The 19,393-nt window shown below is 32.2% G+C and carries 18 protein-coding genes and 2 pseudogenes; 14 read left to right on the forward strand and 6 right to left on the reverse strand.

Annotation, left to right across the window (positions count from 1 at the left end; translation table 11 throughout):
* The 9 genes and pseudogenes from DI076_RS20220 to DI076_RS19365 form a co-directional block, all read left to right on the forward strand.
* Nucleotides 1–488, forward strand: a 488-nt coding sequence (locus DI076_RS20220; RefSeq protein ID WP_167396567.1) for a hypothetical protein, incomplete at its 5' end; no start/stop codon positions are given.
* 1 nt (nucleotide 489) lies between these two features.
* Entirely contained in the window at nucleotides 490–759 is a 270-nt protein-coding gene (locus DI076_RS19335; RefSeq protein WP_108961488.1) for an HNH endonuclease, read from the forward strand.
* Nucleotides 734–1,204, forward strand: a complete 471-nt coding sequence (locus DI076_RS19340; protein WP_135358416.1) for a hypothetical protein — start codon at nucleotides 734–736, stop codon at nucleotides 1,202–1,204. The genes DI076_RS19335 and DI076_RS19340 overlap by 26 nt, the downstream gene beginning before the upstream one ends.
* 108 nt (nucleotides 1,205–1,312) lie before the next feature.
* Nucleotides 1,313–1,549 carry a hypothetical protein gene (locus DI076_RS19345; RefSeq protein WP_108961490.1) on the forward strand — a complete coding sequence of 79 codons (237 nt, stop codon included), beginning with the start codon at nucleotides 1,313–1,315 and terminating at the stop codon, nucleotides 1,547–1,549.
* Nucleotides 1,550–2,133: 584 nt separating this feature from the next.
* Nucleotides 2,134–3,891, forward strand: a complete 1,758-nt coding sequence (locus DI076_RS19350) for an ATP-binding protein (protein WP_108961491.1) — start codon at nucleotides 2,134–2,136, stop codon at nucleotides 3,889–3,891.
* 428 nt (nucleotides 3,892–4,319) lie between these two features.
* A pseudogene (locus DI076_RS20405) lies at nucleotides 4,320–5,819 on the forward strand (VPA1262 family N-terminal domain-containing protein); the annotation flags it as partial.
* Between the two features lie 47 nt (nucleotides 5,820–5,866).
* A pseudogene (locus tag DI076_RS20500) lies at nucleotides 5,867–5,914 on the forward strand (hypothetical protein); the annotation flags it as partial.
* Between the two features lie 14 nt (nucleotides 5,915–5,928).
* The gene (locus DI076_RS19360; RefSeq protein ID WP_369689778.1) at nucleotides 5,929–6,483 is read left to right on the forward strand and encodes a hypothetical protein; all 555 of its coding nucleotides are present in this window, start codon (nucleotides 5,929–5,931) and stop codon (nucleotides 6,481–6,483) included.
* Complete coding sequence (locus tag DI076_RS19365) at nucleotides 6,480–8,447, forward strand: hypothetical protein (RefSeq protein ID WP_167396568.1); 1,968 nt, start codon at nucleotides 6,480–6,482, stop codon at nucleotides 8,445–8,447. The genes DI076_RS19360 and DI076_RS19365 overlap by 4 nt, the downstream gene beginning before the upstream one ends.
* 198 nt (nucleotides 8,448–8,645) lie before the next feature.
* Here DI076_RS19365 and DI076_RS19370 read toward each other — a convergent pair whose 3' ends face one another.
* The 4 genes from DI076_RS19370 to mblB are packed head-to-tail and all read right to left on the reverse strand — an operon-like array spanning nucleotide 8,646 to nucleotide 13,581.
* Nucleotides 8,646–9,062 carry a hypothetical protein gene (locus DI076_RS19370; RefSeq protein WP_108961493.1) on the reverse strand — a complete coding sequence of 139 codons (417 nt, stop codon included), beginning with the start codon at nucleotides 9,060–9,062 and terminating at the stop codon, nucleotides 8,646–8,648.
* 51 nt (nucleotides 9,063–9,113) lie between these two features.
* Nucleotides 9,114–10,205, reverse strand: a complete 1,092-nt coding sequence (locus tag DI076_RS19375; RefSeq protein WP_108961494.1) for a patatin-like phospholipase family protein — start codon at nucleotides 10,203–10,205, stop codon at nucleotides 9,114–9,116.
* A gap of 9 nt (nucleotides 10,206–10,214) precedes the next feature.
* Nucleotides 10,215–12,440: an anti-phage 6A-MBL system cap2_3 protein gene (gene cap2-3 / locus DI076_RS19380; protein WP_108961495.1), complete on the reverse strand. Its 2,226-nt coding sequence runs from the start codon at nucleotides 12,438–12,440 to the stop codon at nucleotides 10,215–10,217.
* Between the two features lie 4 nt (nucleotides 12,441–12,444).
* Complete coding sequence (gene mblB, locus DI076_RS19385) at nucleotides 12,445–13,581, reverse strand: anti-phage 6A-MBL system MBL-fold protein (RefSeq protein ID WP_108961522.1); 1,137 nt, start codon at nucleotides 13,579–13,581, stop codon at nucleotides 12,445–12,447.
* Between the two features lie 102 nt (nucleotides 13,582–13,683).
* Between mblB and DI076_RS19390 the strand changes: the two genes are divergently transcribed.
* The 3 genes from DI076_RS19390 to DI076_RS19400 all read left to right on the forward strand — a co-directional run bounded on the left by DI076_RS19390 (nucleotide 13,684) and on the right by DI076_RS19400 (nucleotide 15,635).
* Entirely contained in the window at nucleotides 13,684–14,085 is a 402-nt protein-coding gene (locus DI076_RS19390) for a helix-turn-helix transcriptional regulator (protein WP_108961496.1), read from the forward strand.
* Nucleotides 14,066–14,671 carry an ImmA/IrrE family metallo-endopeptidase gene (locus DI076_RS19395; RefSeq protein ID WP_108961497.1) on the forward strand — a complete coding sequence of 202 codons (606 nt, stop codon included), beginning with the start codon at nucleotides 14,066–14,068 and terminating at the stop codon, nucleotides 14,669–14,671. The genes DI076_RS19390 and DI076_RS19395 overlap by 20 nt, the downstream gene beginning before the upstream one ends.
* Nucleotides 14,672–14,879: 208 nt before the next feature.
* Entirely contained in the window at nucleotides 14,880–15,635 is a 756-nt protein-coding gene (locus DI076_RS19400; protein WP_108961498.1) for a hypothetical protein, read from the forward strand.
* Between the two features lie 44 nt (nucleotides 15,636–15,679).
* Here the strand turns inward: DI076_RS19400 and DI076_RS19405 are convergent, their stop codons facing one another.
* Nucleotides 15,680–16,618: a nucleotidyl transferase AbiEii/AbiGii toxin family protein gene (locus DI076_RS19405; RefSeq protein ID WP_108961499.1), complete on the reverse strand. Its 939-nt coding sequence runs from the start codon at nucleotides 16,616–16,618 to the stop codon at nucleotides 15,680–15,682.
* Nucleotides 16,611–17,189 carry a hypothetical protein gene (locus DI076_RS19410; protein ID WP_108961523.1) on the reverse strand — a complete coding sequence of 193 codons (579 nt, stop codon included), beginning with the start codon at nucleotides 17,187–17,189 and terminating at the stop codon, nucleotides 16,611–16,613. The genes DI076_RS19405 and DI076_RS19410 overlap by 8 nt, the downstream gene beginning before the upstream one ends.
* 528 nt (nucleotides 17,190–17,717) lie before the next feature.
* Between DI076_RS19410 and DI076_RS19415 the strand changes: the two genes are divergently transcribed.
* On the forward strand, nucleotides 17,718–18,443 hold the full coding sequence (locus DI076_RS19415; RefSeq protein ID WP_167396569.1) for a tyrosine-type recombinase/integrase: 726 nt from the start codon (nucleotides 17,718–17,720) through the stop codon (nucleotides 18,441–18,443).
* Nucleotides 18,444–18,638: 195 nt separating this feature from the next.
* The gene (locus DI076_RS19420) at nucleotides 18,639–19,283 is read left to right on the forward strand and encodes a hypothetical protein (RefSeq protein WP_108961501.1); all 645 of its coding nucleotides are present in this window, start codon (nucleotides 18,639–18,641) and stop codon (nucleotides 19,281–19,283) included.
* Nucleotides 19,284–19,393 lie beyond the last annotated feature (110 nt).

Consider the following 19,393-nt stretch of genomic DNA (forward strand, 5'->3'; position numbering starts at 1 on the left):
TGTGTGATGTAGAAAAGTTCTATTCACCATATATAATAAGTAAAAAATTCCAAATTTCGGATTTCATCTATGTTCCTCTAACTTTAGAAGAACGAACAAAACTTAAAACTAGACGATTAATCAATCAATACACTGAGGAGGAAGTTATAAAATATAACAAAGATTATAGGTCAGCTATTCTACATAATGATTTTTACTGGAAAAATTTTAATGAAAAGGACAGAATGAAGAATGAAATCGAATACAATCACAGAGCTTTTAAGATATATAACTCAATAGAAACAAGGAAATGGTGTGATGTGGATTCATTATCTCGGGAACTAGAGTTAGACAAACGTGAGGTTTCATTCATTATCAGAAAATGGAGTGAGTATGGAATAGCTGAAATCATTGAGAGAAAGGAGCGATATAGGAAAGTTATGAAATTCAAAGTTAAGAATGTAAAACTGTATTATCTAATGTATTCGAATATAAAGGAAGGAAACTAAAATGCAAAAATTTAAACTCAGGGCTGGACACATCAGAACCCTACTACATAACCAAAATTTCAAATGTTATGTTTCAGGAATGGAACTCACCTATGATAACATTGAAATAGAACACATCATTCCTCTAACTATGGGTGGCGAACACTCCTTTGAAAACTTGTGTCTCGTGGATCGGTCTCTAAAAGAATTAAAACGATTCAAGACAAAGGAAGAAATTATAGAATTATGTAAGATAATTTTAGCCAATGAACTACAATTATCAAATAATTAAATCTATCATAGTCAACTTAGAGAACAGAGTATTAACCCATGAGCTGGAGGAGATTTACCTTTCCCCAAACTCATGGAGGAAATCTGTTTATAGGTTCTGTAGGAAAAACTTTGAAAAGCAAGAAAGGAGAAGAATGTCCTATGATATTTTCAAAATCAGAAATAATTCATATTTCAAGGAATCAGAAAGAGGGAAATGGAATCGGAAAATTAGCACTTTGACAGCCTCAAATTTTACCATAGTGAATGATGATGAAGACAGAATTCAAAGGATGATTTTGAAACTAGAAAGGAAAAGATTGGATACTACTAGGCAGTTATCCGACCCATTGCCACTAACTAGGCTCATCGAAAATTTTAACCGTCGGAAAACCGATGTTACCCGTGATGAATGGGACATTCCGATTTTACACCTAGTTAAGAAATTCAATTGGAAAAATTCGTAAAAAACAGGGGTTAGGTTCGATAATTATCAATTGGTCACATTAAGTCTCCTAGAGAAGGCTTGACAATCCATTTAAGTAAAGTATAATCAGGCTTTTATGGGGTAGGGAATGCTTTTTAATCATGTCATTACTAAATGTCAGGCTAATTTTAAATCTGGATCATTAGCTACAATGGAGTTATACAATCCGATTAATTCTACTTTCTATACAGGTGGTATTTTTTGGAATCATCCAATTGGCTTATGGTTAATAAGTGCCTGGTTTAAATCACTTATTGCTATGGATATTCGATTCAGAATTATCTATGAAAATGGAACAGTTATAGATACTCTGGAATTTAAGTAAAAAGAAATGAATTTCAAAGAATTTAAAGATGAAGTTTTCGGAGACAATCAGGCATTGGAAATAACCAAATTGATAATTTCCTAGATACCAATAAGGATATTTTTTTGCAAATCTGCATATAACTCTTGTGCCAATTTAAAATGAGTCATACCAAATAAGTATTTGAAAAAAGCAATGCTTTTCCCATATGCAACTAGCATAAGTTACAAGGCTTGCAAAATGTCTATATTTTCAATCAAATAATTTAATTAAAGATAAAAATGAATCATCGTTTCTCAAAGAAATATGTTGCATTTTCAAAACCCAGTAATAACTTCATTATATCCTTAATTGGGATTTTAATACTTTTTTAAACCATGTATTGAAACAAAACTATAATAGATGTACGATTATACTCAATCGCAGAATCAACGTTATGCAACATAATAATTACCCTAAAAGCTAAATATTGCCCTACAATATGTAAGAAATGAATGTTTTATAAAGTTGCGTCTTTTTCAGTTAAATTTTCATATAACGTAATTCGGAAAAATCAAGTCACGCTAAATGCTATGACACACTAACAATAAAGAAATATTTAACCTATGGACAAAGCAGCAAAGTTTAAAGTAGACCCAGCACTGACCAAAATTTTAGGAGAAAGTTACACTTCTGTTGAGGCAGCGATAAAAGAATTGGTTGACAATTGCTATGATGCGGACTCTACAATAGTTTCAGTTGAATTTCCTAATCCTTTTGACCATTCAAAAATTATCATAACCGACAACGGGGAGGGTATGACGCCCGATGAAGTTAGAGATCAATATTTAAAAATTGCAAGCAGTAGAACTTCACGTAAAGGAGATACCACACACGGTAAAAAACGAAAAGTAAAAGGACGTAAAGGGATAGGAAAATTTGCAGGACTAATGATTGCAAGTTTTATGGAAGTTAAAACTAAATCGAAAGGACAAGAAACAACCATTGTAATTTCAAAAGAAGACATACTAGACAAGGACAAAGACCTTGATGCAATTGAACTGCCACTAAGTTCAATTCCTTGCAGCAAGAAGAGCCACGGAACAACAATTACGTTGACGGGGCTAAATCAAAATTTTACTTTTCCTAATCCTGAAAAACTTAAACAAATTTTATCCAGAGAATATTTACGAGAAAACGATTTTACTGTGACTGTAAATGGAGAAGAAGTTAGTGTAAAAGATATTCCAGGACAAAAATTTGAAAAAGAAATAAAACTTTCAAATGGTCAGATTGTTACTGCTGTTGCGACAATAACAGACAAAGCTCATAAGTATCACGGAGTAAATTATAGAGTTGATGGAAAGGTTATCGGCAAGCCCAATAACCTTTTATCAGAAAATGAACTTGTCCCACAAAAAGTACAAAAAAGATTGCACGTCGAAGTAAAGGCAGATTGCTTATTGAGCGACACAACAGCGGATTGGGGAGAAATAAATGAAAGCAGTAAACTTAAACAAGAAATTGAAGAAGCATTGCAAAGCTGGATGGTTGATAGTTTACAAGAAGGTTGCAAACAAGAAATGATACTTGCGAAAGCAAGACATCAAAAAAAGATTAATGCTTACTTATCAAAACTCCCAGAATTTAAACAGCAGATTGCTAAAGCAGCACTTGAAAAAGTAATTGAAAGATTTTGGACAGAGGATGACAGCAAAATTGATACTATAATTTCCATAATGATTGATGCGTTTGAAAAAGGACATTATTGGGCAGTGTTAGAAAATATTGATCAAGCAGACGACCATCATATTGAAAAGTTAGCAGAAGCCTTCAATGAATTTGGTCTATATGAAATTACAATGATGACTCATCAGGCATCAGCAAAAGCTAAGTTCCTGGACAGGCTTCAAACTCTCATTGACAATCCCGATACATTAGAGGCAACAGTTCATCAAGCACTTTCAAATAACCTTTGGATTTTAGGTTATGAGTATTCACATTTTATTTCAAACCAATCATTGAAAAAAGCTTGCGAACAACTTTGTGACAAATTCTATAAAGGCGAAAACGCAAATAAACGACCCGATTTGTTTTTAGGAATGGCATATAATCGTGAACGACTTTTAATTGAGTTTAAAAGACCGTCACATACGTTGACACGATATGATGAAGCCCAAGCACAGCGCTACAGAGACGAACTTTCAACAATGTTTCCTAACGACAGAATTATTGTTAAATTAATTGGTGGTGATACAGGAGGAAAAATAAAACAACAGAACAATGCCAACGATCTGGCTTATCACTCTTTCACGGAAATTATTTCTAATGCAAGAGCTAATTATGATTGGCTGATCAATGAACTGACTCAATCAAATGGTTAACTTGATACAAACGACAAATAGAGGCAATCGAGATAACACGGGTTTATCAAAAACGATAGATTCTGATCAATACCCCCCCCCTCTTTTCTAAATTTAGAAAACCCTTTACCGTAAATACCCAGCCAATGTATTTTGCCCGAATTCGTCTAAATATTTTTCTATAAAAAATAACTACATAAAAACATTTTTATGGAGAAAAAGTAGGTGTTTTTTATTTATTAAAACTTAGAAAAGTATTAGAGAAATTCAAAGTAGCAATTTATGACTTTTGTGGAGAATTATCTGAAGAGCTGTCTTTAATAGGCAATTGAGATTTTCATACAAATGAAATCTATGGAAAAAGATTAAATTTTTGTTTTCTATATTTTTGATTAAACCCTCGGTAATTATAAGTGGATATTTTTACGACTCATGTTTAGCGGATATAAATGATAGAAAAACTTAAACAAAAATATAGTAAAGCCGTTCGGACAACCCTTTTGGCTCAGGATAAACTGACAAGTAAATGGTACCATTTTTTTTCTGTAATTGAATTGCAAACTGAAGATGAATACCCCTATTCGATTCCGAATGAAAAATGGGAAAATGGATGTGTCCGTGCTAAGCAATCTAATTTGGAGGAATACACTTTTTATCTTTCGATTGATGAGATAGCTTCAGTTGACGAGGCATTAAAATCATTTAATAATCCAACAGATAAATATGAAATTGATGGACATAAAATATCATTCTTTAACTCCTCTTTTGTAAAAGAACCATCAGGAAATTATCCTTTAGTTTTCGGTTCGAATTTCTTCACCGATAAGGGAGTTTCCTCGATCCTTCCAAAAAGGAAATCGGGTCTATTAGTTTGGTGTCAAATTGATGGTGAGCGGAAAACAGATGCTAAATTTATTTCAACGAAAAGTGTAACAAAAGAAATGTCTGCACTCCAAAGTTTAACATTAGAGTGGTTAGATTTTGACATTTTACAAAAAAGAGAGCATATCGGGAATGTATATTTATCTGCACCAAACCCATATTTTAGGGAAATTAAAGTATCTCTTTCAATTGATCCGTTAGGTGTGAATTACAAAGTATTAACACGAGGAATTACTTTTGAACCTTTAATATTTAGAATTATAGATAAACATGGAGATGCAATTGCATTTGATAAATCCATTGAAATAAAAAATCAAGCTGGTTTTATCGAGCTTCCTCACGAACCACATTTATTTGAACTAAGAATTTATAATAAAGATAAAGACTTGATAGCAATCCACGAACCTTCCACATTCGTACGTAGTTTTCGACTTGATATGTCTATGAAACATGAAGACATTAACATAAAAGTAAATTCAAAAAAAGGAATTAAAGAATTTTCTATTGAGAAATACTCAAAAGAATCACCTTATGTCTTTGGAAAGCCAAAAGATTTTATCCCTGAATACTTTTTTAGAAAAGCTGATGAAGAAAGACATCACAGTGATCTTGCAAAACGTAAAGAATTCATCTTTTACTCGGGTGCAAAGGAAGAAACGGAAATAATTAAACTGAAAGAAAGAGCTAAGTCTGATATAAGAGAAATAGTTAATAACGCCAATGATACATGTTACTTATGCGATCCATATTTCAGTAGTATGGACATAGTTGAATTTGCGTTCCATATTAGGAATATTAGTGTTAAAATAAATATACTTAACAGTAAAGAATTTATTACAAAGGAAGAGGCTAAAAATATAACAAACATAATAAATGAATATAATAGTAAAGGAATTGGAAAAATCGATGTTCGTATTCTTAGAGGCGACGGTATTCTTCATGATAGATTTGTTGTTACCGATAACAATATTTGGTTTATAGGTAGTTCATTTAATGAAATTGGAAAAAGAGCCACTTGCGTTGCAAAAATACCTGAATCCTCGGGAAAACTTATAATTAAAGAAATTGAAAAATGGTTTAGTTTAGAAAAGTTTTCTCAAAACATTTCAGACTTCGCAAACGAGGTAAAAAATGGCTAATTTTTTTCCCGAAAATTCGTTAAATGAAGCTCTTAAGATGCATGAATGTGGGCAAGAGGAATATTGGTTTTACCATCAAAGCTCACATCCTGACAATAACCCCTTGTTGTATCAAGAATTGATTAATAATGCTTTGAGTGAAATAATCGTTTGGGACCCTTATTTCAATGTAAATTTTCCTAATTCCGATCAAGATATTTTTGTAAATATTAAAAATGACATTACAATCAAGATTCTGACAGTTAAGAATTTGGTCAGACCAAACCATGATTATCTTACATCAGTTCATAGAGCAATGAAATCTAAAATTGACCCCGCAAAAGATTGCAGGTTTGGTTTAAGAGTTATAAATAAAGTTGATTGTGCAAATCACGGAAAGAGCCTTTTTCATGACAGATTTTTAATTATAGATAGTAATCAAGTGTATTTAATCGGAAGTTCTATTGGTTGGCATTTGAAATCTCATGGATCAACAGGTATTTTTAAAGTATCCAAGCCTGATACAATTTCCTTCATCCAATCAATTTTTAAATTTTATTGGGATAATTCTACAGAACATGAAATACCATTAGCCTATTTGCATCTATTATGAATGATGATAACTTTTACAAATATGACTTGTATACTCTCGAACATATTTATGCTGAGAGCAAATTCGTTAATGAGCTAGATACAATATCGTCGCTAAATGAATCTATAAAGTCTTTCATTGGACAAGTTTCCGACTATCTTTACCAATCAATAATAGAAAGCAAAAAAGTCGACATTGAGGAATTTGTATGTCCTAATATCGATAAAGAACTAGTCGCAAATTTTTCCAAAAATCCGCTCTATAGTTCATATATCGAAATAAATATTTCTGAATTTGTATTTAAAAAATTTTTAAAAAGAATTTTTGAGAAGGACGGACTAAATAATGAATCTCACTTAATTCAAAAATATATCCATTCCTGGTTAGAGAGAAAATTAGCGCTCAATATTGTCCAAGATTTCCGCTTTAAAACTTTAGATGTATTGAAAATATTAATAGATAAAACCGAGATGCTTCGTGGTTTTTACATTGATTTAGTTGATAATATTCCAAAAGAATGGGTTACAAACAATAAAGAAGATTGGACGAGTATTCAAGTTAGCCCCGATAAAATAGTTGATTCTATAAGACTTCATGATAAAGAATTTATTAAAAAATATGATATAACTTTATCGGAACTTTCAAAAGAAAAAAGTTGGACCTTTGTTCGAGAGGCAACCAGGGATTCGGAATATATTTGGTTAAACTCCGAGTTTCATTTTATTTCTTCCGTTCTCATTAGAACTGATATCTTACTATGGATTGAATTTTGGGATAATTTAAAACTTCCAATAATTCAAGATAGTGTGTTTTCATCATCGTATACTTTTATTCCCAAAGCATATTTACAATTAATTGCAGCATTGACAGAAAATAGAGTAAAGGTAAAATCTGATTTGAAAGTTCTACTGTTTATCGTTTCGAAAAATTTTTTCAAAAATTCAGTTGAGCAATCCAATAGATTTTTAATCTACGAGGATAATGAAAGGAAAAATGAAGGAAATTATTTTATTTTTGAAAAAGGGTTAGAAAAAAGAAAAGAATGGCTTGAAGAAAAGCGGAATAACTATGAAATTTTAGTCCAGTCACTAGTTTTAATTCTATCAAATTCGGAAATTGAAGATTGGATTTTTAGTTACAAACCGAAAAGAAATAATTCGCAATTTAAACAAGATGCAAACTATAATTCGGAAATTGAATTACTCATAGTTACTTACAAGAGAAAATTTAATGGGCAATTGAATTTTGAATTGGAGGCGTTCAATCTTCAAAAATTCAATTTCTATGTTGAAGTAGCGAAAGAAAAAGAATATAAAAAAGAGACTTTAATCTTAATCGAAGCAATGACAAACTTTGTTTCCTCAGATAATTTCTTTTGGGACAGAACTTTTTCGGAGCCATACGGGTCCACATTAAAAGGTTTAAGTTTCGTTATAAGCCAACAGGAGAATCCGATTCAAATTGCAAAAGAACTAATCAAAAAATTTAAAACTATTCATCAAGGTTGGAAGCCTTCCAAGATTGACCACTCGCCAATAATAAAAGAATCTTTCATCTGTTCAGGTGTTGCCCTTTTATTTGAATATGAATACGCATTCAGAGATAAAAGAGAAGAAACGATCTTTTTCAAAGAATTATTGGAACATATTTTAATGCAGATAAGGTTCTCACTGACTGATTATTCAGAATATTATCAAATTCCATTGAGGTTATTATTCTTGGTGGCAAATAAAATCTTTACAGAAGTAAAGGAATTATTTGAACTAAAATTAATCGATAGTTACGATGACTTCTATTCCCTTTTAGTTATTTTATCAATTGATAAAATTCCGCTTCTGGAGACCTCAAAAGAGCTACTTAAAGTAAGAATGGAAACAGATTTTTTATTGCTTAAACGTCAGTTAAAAAATCGTAATCAAGAGGATAAAATACACGAATTGGAAAAGATGATAGAAATTTTGGAAATTGAAAAAAAGGAGAGCTAACAAGAAAATTATTGGGATTGGGTAAAGTTGAAGTTAGTAATTACAATATAATTTTCTCACCTGATGTTTATTGTTTTCCTGGGAACTTGGATTATCCAATATAATCTAAATATGGAATATTCTTCGTAGCTTAGAATATCCCATAATATGTATAAATAATAGACAATTGTTTGATTTGCTTGAGAATCGATTCTTTCTTCAATTTCTTGCCCATTTTTTTCTTGAGGAACTTCTTTTGCTTAAATAAATTAAACCTGCAATTGCGCCAAAAGTAAGTACTCCTCTAACTGCTGAAGATGTTTCAATTCCATCTACAATTGAGCTACTAAAGTGCTGGCAATTAAAAGATGTCAAATTATATTGTCTTCGATCATTTAAAGCATGATATATACGTTGAAACACTTCTCGCATAGGCAATCTTGGTTCACGAATTTGAAAGAATTTCTCTTTCCCGAGAAACTCATTAAGAGTTACAATTTCAACATTTTTGTTTTGGTGATTGTGTAAAATTAAAATATTTCCAAAAGCATCTTTTCCTAATATAACTCCAGTATGCCTAAAGCCAAATTCTTTTGGTCTCGATATCTCCCAACCTATGTGCAAATCTAAATTCATATTCTACTTCTCCGCTTTTATGATTTTACAAATTTCAATTTTCCATCGACTTTAAAATTTCATTACTGCATGTGCCGTTTCAAAACCTTGCAATTCGATTTCGTCAAATTCGCTAGTTTTCATTTTTGATAACGAGGTTGGATAATTTGCTACTTTATTTCTAGATTCGTTTGTCAGAAAGGCATATTCATTTTCATTCTTTTGCATTGAATAAGTTCCGATGTAGATATAAGCACCTTTTTTTGAATTCTTAATGAAATTCATAAATGATCTTACTCTAAGTGCTCTAGTTTGATCTAGAGCTAAATCGAATAACCGAAGAAACCTTAATGGATTGAAGATTCCAGGTATTGATTTTGTTTTCAAAGGAAAGCCTGCATCAGAGACTATCAGATAATCGAATGGCTCATTTCCTTTAGTTTTAAATTCTTGGCTACCGCAGTCAAACAATGGTTCAATACCCAAATTGTCGTAAACGCCGCCATCATATAAATTTATCGTGTCATTTTTCTTAAGCGTTATTTCGCTATCATCGGAATCCCAACTGGTCCTCTTTTCCCAAAAGAAAGTATTCTTTCGTATTTTTAGTGGTCCAATCCCGCCTGGGAATGCTGCCGATACTGCTAAAGCATGGCTCAATGGGAAATTGCCTACATCGGCATAACCTAAAGTATATTCTCCCAACTTTTTTCCTTTGAATCGGAATCTTTTGCCAGTTTCAGCTGTCGTTGCATTTATAGACCATACTGGAATTGTAGGTAATTCTTTCAGCTTTCCATTAATACCCCAACATTTTTCTAATGCATCAGCCAATACGAGTGCCCTTGAAAATAAATTAATCCAGTTTTTCATTCTAAAAAATAATCTCAATAAAGCAGTTTTCAGTAGTGATTTGCTGGTTAAAGTAGATTTAAGATCAGTTGATATACGAGCCAAATAATCTTCGGAAGTTGGAAATTTATTATTATTTAGTGAATAAATTAATCCTATCAATAAACTTCCACCAGATACCGTTGATATATTCTTTACTTGTTCTAGCTTTCCTTTTTTAGCTAAATATCGTAACAAGCCTGCATGGAATGCAATAGCTCTAACTCCTCCTCCCGATAAAGCCAAACTTATTTTCTCAATTTCTCTCGACATAGTAATTCTCTATTTTATATAAAAACTTATATCTTCGCTGACAATAATCATTAATATAGGCAATCCTTCTGAATTCATTACCTTTGCAAATTTGTTTAATGATGTTAAATCTGTTTGGCTAGCTTCGGAAGAATGTCCCTTTGGATGAGAATGCCAGTCTCCAATATAATCACAATTTTCAGATGTTCTTTTTTTTACTTTTTCTAGATATTCTGCTAAGCCCTCAGAACCACGCTCGAATCCAGAGATCGACGATATACTATCTCCAGGTGCCTTTGTTATATCAACTATATATATGGACTTTGTTTTTTGATCAGTATATCCTATTATAATTCCGCCAGTCTCTTTCGGTAGGCTTGTTGCTCTTAAACGATTTAATTTGCTTTCAATAAAGCCATCATAGAAAATATTCCAATCATTAATTACAATACTCTTTGGACTAAAAAGTTCGACCTCATAATTGTCTATACGCCCAGTTTCAGCATCTAATTTTAAAATACAAAGTGCTGCATATTTAGATTTGAGTTTCAAACGAAGCAAATTTGATAAGGAAGATGAGAGTAAAATTACTCTTTCATAGGAAAGTATCACAGAAAGATCACTACAACTTGCACCTACCCTTTGTTTTGGAATATTATTTTGAAGAAAATTTTCTCCCCATTCTTCTGATATTAATGCTCTTAAGTAGGAGGTTTCAATAAAATCCAGCCTTTTGGATCTTTCGCTATCCTCTAAAAATAAAACGCCACCCGATCCAATTTGATTAAAAAACAGAGAACATGCACGAGGAAGTTCATTAGACATTGAGATGTCACGTAGTAAAAAACTCGATGCACTTGCATCCACTATCAAATCAATAGATTTATAATCTGAAAATAATTCTGATAAAATAGTTGGACTAAAGTTCTTGGGTGTATAGGTAACGGGTGGATTACCAGGTGAATAATTCAGGTTCATCAACTCTGAAACAAGCTCTGCTTTATTTCTCCCAATATCCTTTTCTTTTGCCAAATGCCGAAAAACATTATGAGGAGCTATGCAATCATTATCAAGTAAAGACCATCTTCCCCATCCTGACTTTGACCAAATTTCTGCAAGTGTGCTACCCAAAGACCCTACTCCAATTAAAACTCCATTAAAAGAAGCATCTGTGAATTCAATACCAGACATCAGGGAAGCGAATTTTTGTGTTAATGGATTTACGATTTCAACAGGTAGAATCGGAATATCGGATAAATGATCATTAGAAGAAGTTTCCTCGATACCAAGTAAATCAATCTTATAATACTTATTAGGGTCTACTGGGGAAATACTTAAAATTCCAAGAAGGTGACCCAGCGCACCAATTCCTTTAGGAATAAAGAATGCAAAAAAATCTGGTTTCTCCAATAAATTACCCGAACTATCATATCTTTTAAATTTTAAAAGTATGAATGTTTGTTCGATAATTTCTCTAACTGGAAATCCAGATGAAGAAGTTCTTTTCAAAATTTCCTCCTTTAGAATATCAATAACAGAGGAAGACCTTTTTTGAAATTGCTCTTCAAGCAGTTTTAGATTCCAAGGTGCAGGGAATACTCTAGTATGCTTTATTGGTTTAACGTCAAGAGTTAGGAAGCTACAATTTCTATCTGGATATGAATTTGAAAATTTGATTACTTTTGTCGTATTATCAAGATAAGCAAAGTCGAATGATTTTTCTTCTTCATAGGATGTCGGAAGTAATAGCTTATAATCACTTATAAAATATGGTCGTTCTAATTCCTGCTCATTTGAGTGTAAGCTGTCTTCCGAAGTTTTTAAAAACCACCAACAAATTCGATTCAGAAAATTTTGTAGAGTCCAATTCCGTTCTACTTCAGCCCACGATTCTAAATACATACATATTGTTTTAGGAATTATTCCAAATGAGAAATTCATGTGTAGAATATCTTCGGGAAAATTTTCACGAATTGGAACAACTCGGAATGGATGTTCAGGCAAGCCATTAATGTAAAGTATCGCTAGAGGCTCTCTGTTCAATATACCTACTGAATTTTTGCTCTTTATTGATGGGTGTTTTAGATCAACCAAAAGTATTTCAATTAGGTTGTCAGGACTGTGAAAAATTCTAGATTCATGTAAACAAAATTCCTTCCTCTCTCCTATTGCAAAAATTAAATTATTAACTTCCTGAGAATGCTCAGAAAGTCGATTCTCTGGAGATATAATTCTAGAATTTTCAAATATCATCATTAAATTATCCAGCTTTATAATTTTTGCTTACAGCAATATTTGAAGCAGATATTTTCTTCTCTTCCTTAGCTAAGCCTGTTTCATCGATGATGAACTTAATTGGCTGTGGGTTACTAGTATCTGATTCTTCCATAGTTACCAAAAACATGCAGCCCTTAACTTTATTTAAATATTTTTCATAGCACTTCTTTGCCTGTATATGCGGTGGCTGAGTCTGTTCGTAAGCTTCCTTATTATCTGGAATAGCGTGACTTGAACTTATAAGAAACGATCCTTCTTTTCCGTATAAAAGTAATTCTTCAATTTTTTCTTTCGGAATAGTTATTTCTTTGCCTTTTTCATCGCTTAGGGCTAAATAACTTGAATGATGAGGAACGTTAAATATATCCCACTTTAGTCTGTCTTCATTATTTCTCTTTTGCGACTTTGTGACAATATCCTCTAAAATATCCCACTTTGAATCCCCGACTGCGAGATAATCGTATATATCAGCTCCAATTTTAAACCTAATATTAAATATTAGAGAAGCTTCATTTCGAAATTCTTCATTCTCATCGACATGCTTCACAAAAGGAGAATGACAAAAAAATTCAACTCCATCGACAGCTAAAGAAAAATCGGGTACTAGCTGACCAGCATCGATAATCAAATGCTTTCTATCTTCAACGGAAATATTATTTTCATTGAGCCAGTCCTTTAAACGATCGGGTTTTGAAAAAACTCGGATTCCTTCTCCTTTTTTTAATCGGTATCGTGCTTCTTGTCTCCATATTACAAATTCACTACTCTGATCCTCATTTGCTGCTTGTTCCAAAATCATAGCTGCTGGAACCCAAAGGGTCTTAATCTTAATTCTTCCTTCACCTTGATATTTTGAGGCAAAATTTAATTCAAAGAATTCGGTGCTATTTTCTATATGATCCTTATCACCATGTGTAAAAGCTACAACATCAAAATAATCTCTGTTAGCTTCATCTAGCTCTTTTTTAAGCCTACCTTTAAGGTTTATTTCTGGTCCTCCATTTTCCTCTTCTGTCTTTTTGATATGTCTAAAGTCCATTAAAATGCGCTTTTTGTTGTTTAAAATAATCTGACTTGTATCACCATTTCCGACTGGGTAAAAAATAATTTCATGTTTCATAACAATACCTTCTTTGTGAAATATTATCCTATAATAGGATAATGACATTATGTCGTCAAGTAAAAGAGTTGAAATATTTTCCTATTTTAGTATATTTTACACGTGAGCATAAATGAAATAGTTGCCCTTAAAATCCGAGAGCTGCGAGAATCTAGCTTTTCTGGAAAAGGAATCTCTCAGACTGAATTAGCAAAAAAATTAAATAAAACTCCAAATACCATTTCCAGATGGGAAACGGGAGAGTATAAACCGAGAATTGAAGACTTGTATGAACTTGCTAAGTTTTTTAAAGTATCAATCCTTACATTTCTGCCAGGCGACACCGTAGGAACTGAAAAAGATCAGAAAATTGATATGATGTTTAGAGGAATGTCAGGACTTTCGGACAAAGAATTAAATGAAATATCAAACTATTTAGAGTTCTATATTGCAAAAAAACAATTAAATGCGATCCAAAAGAAATCCCCAGGGAGAAAGCGAAAAGATGAATCAAACACGGTATGAATATTATGAATCCTTAAAATTAAGTGCAAATAACTTAAGAAAAAAGTATGAAATAAATTTACCAAGGATTCTCCCCAATGAGATTAAAAAAATAATGAAAGCCGAAGGAATTCGAGAGATAAATTATTGGAAGGATTTTAACATTATTCGGGGAGCATACTTTGTAATTTCTGGGGAACCACATGTTGTAGTTAACAAGAATTTGCGTAGAGACCCTAAAACATTTACTTTAGCGCATGAATTAAAGCATCATCTATTTGATAAGGAATTAGGAAGTGTATATTGTTCAAACATTAATATAAATGAACAAATTGAAATAGGTGCAGAAATATTTGCAGCAGAGTTTTTGTTTCCTGATCAGCTTTATTTATATCACCTCAATGAGATGGGAGTAACAAAGGAAAATTTTAAACCAGCTCACTTAGTTTTACTAAAGAATGTTACAGATACAACTTTAAGTTATGCAGGTTTGGCTAAAAAAGCGGAATATCTTAAGATCGCTGAAAAAGGAAGTTTAAGTCAAGTTAAATGGAAAAGCTTGAGCGAAGAAATTTTAGGTAAGCCATTTTATAGGAAGACTGCATAAATTATAAATCTATACTAATTGACTTAAAGAATTTCAAACTTTATACAGTTTTGCTTTATTTATCTAGTTAAATATATTTCATTTTCTCTTTCAAATTTACTTAAATTTACTATAGATATACTTCTTTACAAAGAATTCACCGAATAAATTTAGCTATGCTCTAGTCATTCGAAGAAGAACATACATAGGATGCGAGGGGAAGTTTAGTTTGGAAAATAAAATATTTTTTATAGACGAAGCAAAAAATATATCTAATTCAGCGATAGAAATTCTTAATAGTAATTATTTATTTAAACCTTCCGTCTATCTTGAGGAAAAGCATCTTCATAATGATTTCGATGCAATTATAAAGAAAAGGATGAATGATTTAAATTTTCCACTTACAACTAAAACACTGGATGGATACGAATTTCCAATTTTGATGAATGAATACGTAACTATAAATAAGTATAAACGGTCTGATTTTTTTGAAACGATAAATGAAGAGCGCTCAAGTCCAGCAAAATTAGATTATGTAATTCTCGATCCAAACTGGATAAACAAAAATAAATATATTACATGCGTTAATAAATATGAGCCAGAAAGAGGAACAATTAGAGAGAAAAATGAAATCCCATTTTTTGTTTCAGTTGAATTTAAATTTTTGCATTTTGGAAAGGAATACAAATTAATCGATAGCTCAAAGAATTCGTTAGCTTTTTTTGAAGAGAATAAAGCATCAAAAAAAGTTAGAATAAAAAAAGAAATACTAGCTGACGCTACAAAGCAAATAAATGAAAGAATCCCGATTCCTAATGTAGCTTATTTTAATTCTGAGGTTCCCTTACCTAAAGCCGAGATCGAAACTATTTTATTAGATGTGAAAAACACTTTTAAAAACACTCAATTAGCTTTATGGTATTCTCAAGGAGGAATTACTCATAGGTTTAAAGATCAGAACGATTTTTATTCAATCAATATTTGAATAGAAAGTTTTTCACATATCTTAAGTTTAAAGCATAATTTGAATTATAGCTTTGGAAGAAATGATTTGATCGATGCTAGGATTTCATCCAAGGTAGGATAATCTCGATAGTAAAGAGCCTCAGTATTTTTGTATCTATTCTCTACTTCCTGTCGATGAGCAGAATTAGATAAAATAAAGGCTTCATTCTTTGTTAAATCAGTCTCATCATCTTTTCTAAAACGCTTTAATTTGTGTCTTCTGTATTCTTCAGAACCAACGAATGCTTGCACCTCGGCATTATTTAATAACTTATACATGTCATAATAGTGCCGTGCAAAGTTTTTAATTTCGACTCCTGCAATCATCTGCCTAAATTTAGTCGAAATGGCTTGTAGCTTTTCTACAAAAGTATACTGAGGTAAGTAGCAATTAACGTCAATAGCTCGATTATCGATGTAACCTCCTACATTACCTTTTGAAGAAATGTAATCGAAAACCCAAGAAGAAATGGTTATTTTACGAGATGGTTCGACATCATCAAATCCAATTTCTAATAGAATGTGTTCTTTAATTCCTGATACATGGAAGTGGGTTGGATATGTGATGGGAATCTCCGCATTTCTGCATGAATCATCGCTATAGTTGAGTTCTTTGCCTACCGATCCTGGAACTTTCAATTTCTCTTTAATGTTTTCAAAGAAATTTTTCCTTTTAAGTATAGCCTTTTCTGTCTTATTCTCTTGCGAACTTCTCGATTCAAAGTCCTTATCTTTAATAAGTAAATCAATATCTTCGGAAAATCGATCGATTATTTTGAATCCTTTGGAAAGAGACGTACCACCTTTCATGCTAAACTGAAATCCTGATTCCGATAAAGAATACAAGACATGCATAATCCAGTAATCTTTCTCGATCAATGACACAGGAATGTCCTGCTCACTCGAAACGATTCTTAGGAGCGATTCCCATTCTGGATCATTATGGATGAATATTTTATTCATAATTCTCCAGAAGACTATCTATCATTTTCCTAACAGCTACTTTACCGAAATCTTTTGCATACCTTTTGAGCTTTGCAATGTTCAAGTTATCAATTAGGTTCTTGATTTTATTTTCTAAATCCAAGGCTTCTTCCGCTAATTTTTTCCTTTCGTTTAGATACTCTATTAATAAGAATTCTCGGTTCACTTCTAGTGGATAACCGTTTCTTCTTTTGAAATATAGTTTATCGGAACCTAACTTGAAGCGTCCATGTCGTTTATGATTGTAGACGACCATTTCTTTGTACAACTGCGTCAAGCCTAAACCAAGACTGTTAAATTTATTATATTCAACGATCAAGAAGTCGTTTGTATTTAAGAACTTTTTTACAAGCTCTTTAGTGGCAACTGGTACTTCTCCAAATTTACTCGTTCCGAGACGAGAATAGAGACCGTTTCGCTCTTTCTTTACATAACCTATTTTGACGAGCTTCTTCAACTCCCGATCCACACTCGGAGAGTACGTAATAAGTTCACCTCTCCTGTAAGAGTGCCCTGGCTTGAGGTGTCGTTTTAGCTCTGCGATAGACATATCTTGATTTTCGGAAATTTCGAGTCGGTTGTCAAATATTTTACAAAATATTTTGACACTATCCGAGCTGGAGGCTATGCTAACTAGCCTAAATTCAATAGAATTTGCCTTAATTCTATTGAATTTTTGTCCCAAATGAAGGATTTAGGGGCTTTCACTGGGATAGGAATGGAAACTTTCCTAGATTCTTTATTTGAAGCTGGAAATATCGAAAGAATGTAAAGGTGACACCTAGGAGACAACGGAATAGTCAAAAAGCTCCGCAATGCCCCCTCCTCCACTCGGGTAGAATAGTAACAATTGAAGGATTATGTTATTTTTTTATTATAGTGCTAAATTATTTAGAGACAATGGGAAAGGTCCACTTTGATTTGATCCAAAATGGTCCGCAAAACAAACGCTACATTCCAATTTTTAAATAACTATAAACGGAACCTACCTCAAGCTTATCACGGAGTTCTCGAACAGTTTCTTCGTTTTCAGAAAGCAAAAGGTCTTCCGCTCAATACGGAAACGATAAGGCAGTTTTTGAATCTGCCTAAAATAAAAGGCTCTGGGGAGTATTCGCAGGCTTCGAAAGCATTCCGCAAATGTGCAATTTTCGTAGCTCTAAAAAACATAACTCCTGATACGAGAATTAAGTCCTATCTCACCGAAGAATCCAAACTAATAAAAGTTCCTAAAATAAATAGGACGGTATATAAAGAGAAAATTCTAACTTGGGATGAAATACAAAGACTAATTTCAGAATCAAAAAAATTAGATAACGAGAGAGGCAATAAATATCATAGACTTTCGCTAATTATTGAAACTCTTGCAGTTACAGGAATGAGAATTTCTGAACTCATAAATATAAAAATGAAAGATTGCAGTATTGAGGATGATCGAGTCTATGTTGAAATAATTGGGAAAGGAAATAAACCAAGAAGAATATTTCTGAGCCAAGAGCTACTAACTCGAATTAAGAAAGTATTCCAGTCTGATGAGCTATTATTTTTATCCAAACAAAAGAAGAAATTGAACAGATCATTCATACAAAAAGAAATTAATTTGCTCGGAAAATTAATTTTGTCAAAAGATTTTGTGACATGTCATACTTTTCGACATAGCTTTGCTACTCGAGAGATAAGCAGACTTGGTTGTGTCCGCCCAGTTCAAATATACTTAGGGCACTCAAGTTCTATTATCACAGAGATGTATAACCACATAACGATAAATTATGAGGATTTATTCCAAAGTAGAAAGCAGACTTAATTTTTTTAAAAAAAGCTAATTTTAAATTCATTATGTCCGTTATACTTGCAATTCATAAGTATAATTAAGATTTAAAGTATATTTATTGATCGTAACATTATCTCTAATTTTAAATTTTTTATTAAATCTTGAAAAAAATCCTCGAAAAATCATCTACTCTTTCCATACAGGTTTTAATGGCACCAGAGCCATTGGATGAAAATAAACATCCCGATTCAACTTGGAGCACTAGAATCCTCGAATTCACCTCAGCTCCCTCCGAATGAAAAAAATCAAATTAAAACTCGGGGCGAAGCTATGCAAAAAAGCATTGATCATCAAAATTTCAGAATTATGGATATCGATAAGGCAAGAAAAGATTTCTGTTCAATAGGCACAAGGAAAACGAAAGTTCGATTGAAATCATATTCGAGGTCTGATTTGTATGCCACCTTTCTGAAACTATTACTTGAGATAGAAGACTCAAATTTAAATGCTCAAAAATATCCTGGCTATACTAAATTAGCTTATTACCAGGAGAAGACAGAGCTACTACAAAGCATAATACCACTTTGCCATAGACTTAAACTTAGATTTGGTATACGCTCGAATTCAAATCATAAAAGTGTTAAAAAAGTTTTCTTTGTAGAAGTTGAAAATATCCAAATATGTTGGCACTATATAGATGAACTATATAATGTTCCTTTGTATGAAGGTGAATGGGATGGTCTCCAAAACTCTACGCTAGGTAAGATCGAATACCTAATACTTCAATCCTACCCATTCATCAACCTCAAAAAATGGCAGCTAACAAAGAATTTACTACCACCTAGCTCAAAACCTATCCCCAAACCCAAATAGTACAAAGTAGTTCTACTAATTTAGTAAAAGCCAAAGCTTCTTAAAATAATTTAAGAATTTCTAACTTTTTTCCAAACTGCCCCGTATTTGGGAATGATAGGAGTATATTT

The sequence above is a fragment of the Leptospira ellinghausenii genome, from assembly GCF_003114815.1.
GTDB lineage: Bacteria > Spirochaetota > Leptospiria > Leptospirales > Leptospiraceae > Leptospira_A > Leptospira_A ellinghausenii.